Origin of the sequence: Marinobacter sp. DUT-3, from assembly GCF_050379435.1 — a bacterium.
Classification (GTDB): domain Bacteria; phylum Pseudomonadota; class Gammaproteobacteria; order Pseudomonadales; family Oleiphilaceae; genus Marinobacter.
Genome location: NZ_JBNRMG010000023.1, coordinates 1 through 8,675, shown reverse-complemented (window position 1 = coordinate 8,675; position 8,675 = coordinate 1). Strand labels below are relative to the sequence as shown.

Genomic DNA, 8,675 nt, shown 5'->3' with positions numbered 1-8,675 from the left:
TCTCTTCCGGTGCGTTGTCGATCTGGTCGAATGCACTGGCAGTACCTGTACCCCAGACTTCGTGACATACACGAGTCAGTGCTGCTGTCAGAGTGGTCTTACCATGGTCAACGTGACCAATGGTGCCGACATTCAGGTGCGGCTTACTACGATCAAACTTTTCTTTAGACATTCGACCAATCTCCCTAATCAACCTGGATCATAACGTTGACCGGATTAATAATGGAGCTCATGGGCGGATTTGAACCGCCGACCTCACCCTTACCAAGGGTGTGCTCTACCAACTGAGCTACATGAGCATTACAAACTAAACTGGAGCGGGCAGCGGGAATCGAACCCGCGTCATCAGCTTGGAAGGCTGAGGTAATAGCCACTATACGATGCCCGCGAGCAATAAGTGGTGGAGGGGGCAGGATTCGAACCTGCGAAGCTTTCGCGTCAGATTTACAGTCTGATCCCTTTGGCCACTCGGGAACCCCTCCGAGCCAGATTCGCTAACGCGAACCTGCCTAAACTAAAAGTGGAGCTGGCGGACGGAATCGAACCCCCGACCTGCTGATTACAAGTCAGCTGCTCTACCAACTGAGCTACGCCAGCTCACATTCGCCTCGTCAGCGAGGGCGGTATACTACGGAGTTTTTTCTGGCGTTGCAACACCTTCACAACGTCTGATTTCGACTAAATCGAAATCCTTTTGATAATCCGCTTCCGCCACCTCGACCGCTTCAGAATCCTGAAAATGGCCCGCTTCAAAAACGAGGGCGTAGCTTATCTGATTTCGGGGGAAGATGGCCAGTATTGCGTTGAGATTCTGACGTTTTTTTTCTTCCAGCACCGAAATTGCCGCTTCACGCGACTCAAACAGCCCCAGTGAGATGGCATTACGGTTTTCGCCTTCGGTGACAAGATAGGAGTCAATCCCCCTGCGCTGAATATCACGGAACATCTCTCTAGCCTGATCTGCCGGCTGAGGCGGAATAAGCACCCAATGCAGCGGGGCCTGTTCCCGCTCAAGCTCTTCAACCCTGTACTTTCCGTCAGGCATTCCCAGCGCTTCGGCCGCGTCCCCGACGTCGGCTTCTGACTCAAACCAGCCCAGGCGGGCACAGTGCATGGACTGCGAGGGAACCACTGCCTCCGCGGCATTATCGTGGGGCGTCTTCAAGGTTGCCACTCGAGGCAACCGACCCTCGCCCTGTTCGATGCCGCGGGAAGGCGGAACCGCGCCGCTGCTAAGATACCATAATGCAACATTTGCCAGCACCAACGTCATCGCCAGCCACTTCATGAGCGCGCCTGCTCTTCCGCATCTATCGTGGCCAGCCCTTTTATTACCAGGTCCGGTATCTCATCGGCATTCAGCCCTGCGGCCAGCAGGCCCGAAGCATCACCGCCGGTAACCAGAACGTTTTTAATACCCTGGATACGACAATCCTCGTGCACCCGGGCTACCATGGATTGCCAAAGCCAGAACAGCCCGTGGTGAACACACTCGGTAGTGGAACTCCCGGGATCCCCCGCATCCGACTTGTGATCGTCAAAGCCGATCCTGGCCGCGTCGTTTCTCAAGCTGCGCAGCATCATCCGGCGGCCCGGGAGAATGTAGCCGCCAAGGTGATCGCCATCAGCATCGACATAGTCGACAGTGATTGCACTCCCCGCATCAATGACCGCAAAACTGTCGCCAAGCAAGGTCCAGGCTCCATACATGCCGTGCCAGCGATCCGCCCCCATCTTCCCAGGGTCGGCATAGGCGTTCGACAGCCCCGCCCTTCTGGTTTCCGACCAATAAAATACGGGCTTAACCGCCACATAGCGAGCCAACACGTCCGCCAGGTCGCAACGCTTGTTTTCCGATGCCACGGTCGACACGACCACACGGGAAATCGCCCCGGCCATCGTCGACAACGCGGAAAACGGATCATCCTGAAGCTCTCCGACACCATCGAGCACTCTGGCGTCACCATCGAGCAATACCCACTTCACGCGGGTGTTGCCCGCATCAATCAATAATCTCACGGCTGCACCCGCAAACTTATTTCCCCGGCACGCACCGGAGTCAGGCCTTGCCCGGTATCCAGCAAATAGTTACCAGCATCGTCAATGCCGGCACCAAGGCCACCCAGATCACCCTGGTTGGCCACCAGGGGTTTCCCGGAAAAAATATCGCGACGCTGCCAACGTTCACGAAAAGCAGAAAACCCGCTCGCCGAGAACTCATCCGCCGCAGTGATAAGGGAGTTCACCATATTGGCAGCCAATTCATTTCGCACCCAATCCACAGATGGACTGGCAACGGAGAGGCTGTCCCACGCCTGGGTAACGCCTTCCGCCTTTCTCATATGTACGTTTAGCCCAATTCCGGCCACAACCTGAATAACCCCCTCTTCCAGCTCTCCCTGCAGTTCCACCAGAATGCCGGCCACTTTTCCTTTACCCAGGAATATGTCGTTGGGCCACTTCAGACCTACGCCGTCAGCACCCAATGCTTCCAGCGCCTCCGCCGCAGCCACACCCAGCACCAGGCTCAAGCCATCGAGCATGGCGAATCCACCGTGGAATGTCAGGCCGAGACTGAGATACAGGTTTTGCCCCCGGGGACTCTGCCATTCCCGCCCCCTACGGCCCCGACCGGCAGTCTGACAATCGGCGATACACACCGGGATTACCGACGACCCCGGTCCGGGGCGTTGGCGAATAATCTCTGCGTTGGTGGAGTCCACCTCATCCAGCACATCCAGCCGAATACGGCGACGAACCTCTTCCGGGATGCCCTCGAGAATCCCATTACCGTCGAGCAGATCAACCGGGTTCACCAGACGGTATCCCTTGCCCCGGATCGTTTCGATCTCATAACCTTCCTCGGCAGCCCGTCTGACCTGTTTCCAGATTGCCGTTCGGCTGATTCCAAGGCTGGACGCAAGGGATTCCCCGGAGTGGACCTTACCATCCGCCAATAGACTGATTAGAGCTCGGGATTTCATCGAATAAAGCCTGAGAGTTTGAAAGGATCAAGCCGGGATTAAACAACAGCAGGCACAAAAAAACAAAGAAGGACGTCAAAAAGCCGGGCAGCCCCGGCGATTGACTAGGGAATCGGCGTAGCCGTCAGGTTCGCCCTGATATCAAAATTCTGCATCTTGACCCCATAGACCGCCGTTTGCGCGCCACCAACCGGATGCACAAGGTCAACATTGTTAATGGACAATTCCTTGAACTGACTCTGCGCCCGAACAGCAAAGCCCAGCGGGCGGTTCTCAAGATCTGCAGCGGAAGGTGCGGCCTCGTATCGATAACCGGCAGCAGCTGCGGCATCCATGATCTTTTCATCCCCCCGCTGGCCTGACACCCCGAGAGAATCCGGCCCGTCGTTCTTTTTCACGACCCTGGTCTGGTAGACATCGACAGCCACATCAGTACGGACCCCAAAGGTATTGTCTTCGATGCCATCATTATCAAAATCCCCACCGTCGCTGGTATGGATATCATTGAGCACCAGCCGCGTTCCTGTACCGTTGACCGCCTGGCCACTGCCATCGATCTCGCGATTGGTTTCCCAGGCAAAGGAATTCTTGCGGGAATCATCCACGGCCCTGGCAAAAACCTGCTTCATCCTGACAGTAATGCCTTCATCGCCCCGATCCTGCCACATCCCACCAGACGCGGCGCAGGTGGAGGCCGTCGTACCGACACCGCCCGCACAAAGCTCTCCTGCGCCACCCGGCACTATCGTCATACTGCTTCCAGTTTCGTATTTCTGCACCACAAAGCGACCAAAGCTCTGACCGGAATCCTTGTCCCCCAGCCGGAGATTACCGACATCCATCTTGCTCCAGCCTTCTGCGGTTAACATCACCAATCCTTCCTCGGTCACGTCGACCGTCATATCCCTGACATGGCCGTCGTAACTGAGATCGCTGATCCACAACCCTTTCTGGCTGACCTCACCGGATCCGTCGTCATAGGGCGATGCAATTAAAGCGGCGCGTCCGTTCCGGATACGAATATCCGAGTTGATGGTCAGCCCCTCCCCGCTCGCACCACCGGCACCAAGGGTCATGTGGCCGTCCAGTTCAAACTCATAGGCCGGGTAGACGCCCAGCGCCAGCAACAATTCCGTACCACCCTGTAGCGGCGCATCGTCATCGCCGACCCGCAAACCGTTTATCCGGTACCCCGCCTGGACGTCTTCAAAGCCGATCCTGAGACCATCGTAGAAGCGGGTGCCATTAATGACTTCATCCCGGGTCACATTCACCGTAACATCCCCCTGCCCCCATGATTGCAGGCCACTGAAGATCACACGGTTGCCGTCCTCGGTGTAGTTCAGGTCCGCTGATCGCAGACTCCACTCCGTCGCCAACCTGAGCCCCTGCTCTCCTGCGTCCCGATGGCCGCCACCCTGCAGGTAAAGGGCGTTCGTATAGCGCCGACCGTCGAACTCCCAATCTTCCAGCAAAAAGCTGACATTCACTGCCCCCAGACTGCGACCATTGCCACCCACCTCAATGGCGCCAATATTCAGTTCGCCATCCATCGCTCCCAGCGTCAGACCCAGCGCGGCACGCCCGTACCAGTCCTCAGTGACATCCAGGCGCAGGTCGTTCAAACGGTAATGCCCGGTAATATCGCGCAAGGCAAGGGCGTTACCATCATCGCGGTAGATAAAGCGGGCACTGTTGATGGTTGTTTCGTGGTTAATGCCAAGGCCTTCCCCGGATCGCCCCCCAGCCTTTATACCGGTAGCTGTCGTGATATCAAACGCACCGCTGATACTGCCGTAGCTGGGGAGTTCAGCTCCCGTGGTCAAATCCCGGGTTCTGCCATGATTGAGCGGGTTGTCACTGTAACGAATCGCGCCAATGTCGTAGGAGCCCACAACCCTTGGCGCCTTGAGCTGAAGGGTTTCACCCACCACATCGAGGGTAATGCCCAGAGCCTCCACATCCATGGTCAGATCATCCAGGAAGATTTCATTACCATTGGTGCGATAACCCAGGCGACCACCCGTCATGGTGTAGGCGGAATCAAATGTGTATCCGGAACCTCCGTAAGCGCCACCCGGGCGAATACGCAACTGCCCTTCCAGGGTGTGATCGAAGAACACCCCCCCCATACTCAGCCCGGGAGCACCGGCGAGGCGGATGTCACCGAACTCGATTCTGCGATCCTCAATCAGGTAATCCAGGTTCAGAGAGGCATCATCACCAACATCAATCTTCACCCGGTGGTGCGCCTGACCATCCGGATCGCTGGCCGAACCAACCCGGAATTCCTCCAGATGGATACCGTTGCCATCATCAATATAGGAAAGGCGGTCAGCGGTCACTCCGAGATCCATTTCCAGAGTAATGCCGCTCTGACCTCTGATATCCGAAAGATCACTGTCATCGAGACGCTGCATTTCCGCTGTCACCGAACCAGGCAACATCATCACCGAGCCAGCCGTGAAACAAAGGCAAGACAACACGCTAGTACGGTTGTTCATGGCGCTCTCCTATGGGTTCCCCGCCGGAAATATCAGAAGATTTCCTTCCATAATCACCTCCCCCCGCATTCCCACAGAGAAGATGTCCGTTTGCTGAAATCCGGGATCCGTCGGTCGTGCAGTGTTACTGGCCGCAATCTTGAACCGTACATCGTTGAACCTGACGGTATTCGGCAACCCCAACTCGAGTACGTCCCGGCGAAACAGCTCACCGTCGCCACCGAACCCCGAATCGATGTACCGCACCCCGAGGGTCAGCCCCTCGAAAGCAAGATTCCCGCGGATATCGTCCAATACCATCCAGCCGCCATTCTCCTTCAGGCGGTAGGCGAGCCGGGCCCCGCATTTTCTGGTTTCATCATCACAGCGGCCAAAGTAGCTGTTCTCAATGGGGCCACCGAGTTCGTTAATACTGACGTCACCGGACAGATAAATGCCCCCCTGCCCCGACACATCGCCAAGCGCGTCGTCATCCAGTCGCTTCAGCTCGGCAATACCCTGTCCCGGAATCGAGAGCCCAAGTACACACAACAATAGGAGAACGGGCATGGAAATAGATGTCTTCATGGCGCAAGGTCCCTGGTTCGAATTTCGAGGTGCTGGATCAACATCCCTTCCACCCTCGCCGAGCCAAAATCCCGGTCACTCACACTGAAGTTGCCAATACGGAGATTGCTGCGGTAGTCCGGGTTGGTGTAATAGTCCTCGTAAAAATCCCATGTGGCGGCATCACTGCTGCCCCGCAGGCCGTCGGCACCGATATCCCCCTGGGCGGGCTGCTGAATCGCAGCCACTTCCACGACAAAGTTGCCGGTACCGTCCACATCAAAGAACACCGGCTGAAGCTCATTGCCAATAGCCAGCTCAAGGGCGAAGTCCGTGAGCAGCACGCGGGAACCGCACGACTCGCCGTTCTGGTCACAGGCATGGATGGAGAGTTCCGGGGAATAAAAATTGAGTCTGAATTGCCCCACCATCTGGCGACGGTCGTTATCTCCCCACAAGCGCAGGTAACTTCCGTCGATCACGGCACTCACCGCATGGATATTGATATTCGCTGAGCGGTCGCTCCCCACTGCCACATTCATCTGCAGCCCCACATCAGGGCGCTCACCAATATAGTCGGTTGTTGCAGGCCGGCTGGAGCAGGGGCCCGATCCCGCTACAGCGGCGGCGCTGGTACAATCAAAGCCCTGGGCTGAATCCACCATGGCGGGAGCGGCAAACTCCAATACGGCCTTGTCTTTTACGCCAATGGTATTTCCATCAACCACATCAATCCGGTAGGGGTTGATCAGGCGCCCGAGGTTAACCGGACCCAGATTTTGGCCATAGTTGCTGCCGCTGCCGGAAATATAAAGGTGGTTGACGGTGATATCGACGTCCCGGCCATCCGTGCTGGTTATGCCGCCAATCTTGAAGATACGGGCCTGCTCCCCGTTTGCGCCGGGAACGTCAGTGCCGTGGGAGAACTTGAAAGCTTCCAGAACCACCCCCAGACCTGCGCCATCCACTTCGGATAGCTCGGCATCATTCATCCGTTCAAGTTCTGACCAGCCAAGGTCCGAGTAGAAAAGCAGGCAAGCCGCTGCCATGAGTGTGAACAGGCCATGAGGCATTACCACTAGGCTCTGCTTTCTCAGCGGGGAAACCATCAGAATAACCCCTGCCCACGGTCTATGTATTCCACGCGCTGGCGCTCGATGCCGCCCAGCGCTTCATTGAGATTGAACTCGACCGAGCCATTGGGGATATTGAAAAAACCACCACTGGTCGCACGAATGAAGTCTTCCGGCGTGAAGTCCGTCTTGGACACGTCATCCAGCCAGTCCAGATCCTGAGTCTGGAACGAAAGGAACAACCCGGATTCCGGACCGATAATCGACCGTTCACCATTTATTTCGCCGAGCTCACCGACAGGCAGACTTTTGAAATCGGTTAACGAAAAACAGGCCTGGATACCCAGCACCTGGCAATCCTGGGCAATAATATGGACATCACTCCCGTGGACTTCTATCTGGGAGCTACTGAAGGCACCCGCCCCCTGAATTAACAGGCGAGTAAAGAAAGGCACATCTTCGACGACAAAGGTTTCGCCGTTGGGAACGCCAGCGTATTGCGCCCTGATCGGATCGAGCTCGCCGAGCCTGGGATCACCCTCCGCGCCATAGACCAGCTCGGCCCGACTGGTGATCGCATTACTGCCAACCAGATAAGGCGCCAGTGCCACGATGATCGAGTCGAAAAGGTTGCCGTTGGTGTTGGCGTCGGCGAGCCCCTCACCCTGGTCGACAATGTCGATATTCACGTTACCGGTCAGGGATTGGATATCACCGGATAACACCCCCATGGCCTCGCCAAATCCAAGCCGCACCCCGACAACCTCATCTGTCGATTCATCGAAGGCAAACTCAAAGAACGGATTCCTGAGGCTAAAGGGAACGATCTCTCCCTCGGCGTAGGCAGATCCATCAGGTTTGTATTGCTTGGGGAACTTCGGATTGCGGTCAAAATAGGGCTGATTGTTGATGTAGCCCAGGGAAAAGTTCTCGATGAGCACATCTGAGGAGCCGGCGTTTTCCCCCTCCCGCTCATATCGACCGATTTCGAGGGCATCAATATTGGTCTGGATATCGACATCCATACCAAGATTTACCCTGGTATAGGACGTATTGTCCGTCTCGTCAGGATGGTATTGGCGATCAATCGACACGAATGCCTGACCGGTAACCTCCGATAGCTGATCGTCGGATATCGGGCGCAACTCTGCATTGATACTGGTGGCCATTAATGCCAGCAGCAGAATAAATCCGGCCTGCTTACTCATAATCACATCTCACTTTAAGCCGCTGTTGTTTTTTTGGCGCGGCAATGAAGCACTACGGATGCTGAATGAGTGTCTCTGAAGCTGGCTCTTTTTATTTTTTGGCCAGTTTGTGTACAGAATCTTACCTTTATCTACAAAATGTCACTGTGCGCGGCGTCATAGAATGAAGAGATCGTGAGTTTTCTTTCAGGCAATAAAAAACCCCAACATCGAGGATGCTGGGGTTTTCGGTATTAGGAGCCTGACGATGACCTACTCTCACATGGGCAACGCCACACTACCATCGGCGCAGGTCTGTTTCACTTCTGAGTTCGGGATGGGATCAGGTGGTTCCAGACCGCTATGGTCGTCAGGCAAAAC

The 8,675-nt window shown here is 56.0% G+C and carries 8 protein-coding genes, 4 tRNA genes and 1 rRNA gene; all 13 read right to left on the bottom strand.

Annotation, left to right across the window (positions count from 1 at the left end):
- Window positions 1-172 (bottom strand): GTP-binding protein (locus ACQUWM_RS19110; protein WP_428923145.1); only part of this gene is annotated, 172 nt, incomplete at its 3' end.
- A 51-nt stretch (window positions 173-223) separates the two neighbouring features.
- Window positions 224-299: transfer RNA gene (locus ACQUWM_RS19105), tRNA-Thr, on the bottom strand.
- 14 nt (window positions 300-313) lie between these two features.
- A tRNA-Gly gene (locus ACQUWM_RS19100) sits at window positions 314-388 on the bottom strand.
- Window positions 389-398: 10 nt separating this feature from the next.
- Window positions 399-482 (bottom strand) — tRNA-Tyr (locus ACQUWM_RS19095).
- A gap of 39 nt (window positions 483-521) precedes the next feature.
- A tRNA-Thr gene (locus ACQUWM_RS19090) sits at window positions 522-597 on the bottom strand.
- A gap of 31 nt (window positions 598-628) precedes the next feature.
- A complete protein-coding gene (locus tag ACQUWM_RS19085) occupies window positions 629-1,288 on the bottom strand; it encodes a hypothetical protein (RefSeq protein WP_428923142.1) in 660 nt (219 codons plus the stop codon).
- Complete coding sequence (locus ACQUWM_RS19080) at window positions 1,285-2,019, bottom strand: type III pantothenate kinase (RefSeq protein WP_428923141.1); 735 nt, start codon at window positions 2,017-2,019, stop codon at window positions 1,285-1,287. Before ACQUWM_RS19080 ends, ACQUWM_RS19085 begins: the two co-directional genes overlap by 4 nt.
- Window positions 2,016-2,984: a biotin--[acetyl-CoA-carboxylase] ligase gene (locus ACQUWM_RS19075; protein ID WP_428923140.1), complete on the bottom strand. Its 969-nt coding sequence runs from the start codon at window positions 2,982-2,984 to the stop codon at window positions 2,016-2,018. The genes ACQUWM_RS19080 and ACQUWM_RS19075 overlap by 4 nt, the downstream gene beginning before the upstream one ends.
- Window positions 2,985-3,088: 104 nt before the next feature.
- Entirely contained in the window at window positions 3,089-5,434 is a 2,346-nt protein-coding gene (locus tag ACQUWM_RS19070) for a DUF6160 family protein (RefSeq protein ID WP_428923144.1), read from the bottom strand.
- A gap of 63 nt (window positions 5,435-5,497) precedes the next feature.
- Complete coding sequence (locus ACQUWM_RS19065) at window positions 5,498-6,055, bottom strand: DUF6160 family protein (RefSeq protein WP_428923139.1); 558 nt, start codon at window positions 6,053-6,055, stop codon at window positions 5,498-5,500.
- Window positions 6,052-7,107: a hypothetical protein gene (locus ACQUWM_RS19060; protein ID WP_428923143.1), complete on the bottom strand. Its 1,056-nt coding sequence runs from the start codon at window positions 7,105-7,107 to the stop codon at window positions 6,052-6,054. The genes ACQUWM_RS19065 and ACQUWM_RS19060 overlap by 4 nt, the downstream gene beginning before the upstream one ends.
- A gap of 35 nt (window positions 7,108-7,142) precedes the next feature.
- Entirely contained in the window at window positions 7,143-8,315 is a 1,173-nt protein-coding gene (locus ACQUWM_RS19055) for a DUF6160 family protein (RefSeq protein ID WP_428923138.1), read from the bottom strand.
- A 239-nt stretch (window positions 8,316-8,554) separates the two neighbouring features.
- Window positions 8,555-8,669: ribosomal RNA gene (gene rrf, locus ACQUWM_RS19050) — 5S ribosomal RNA — on the bottom strand.
- Window positions 8,670-8,675 lie beyond the last annotated feature (6 nt).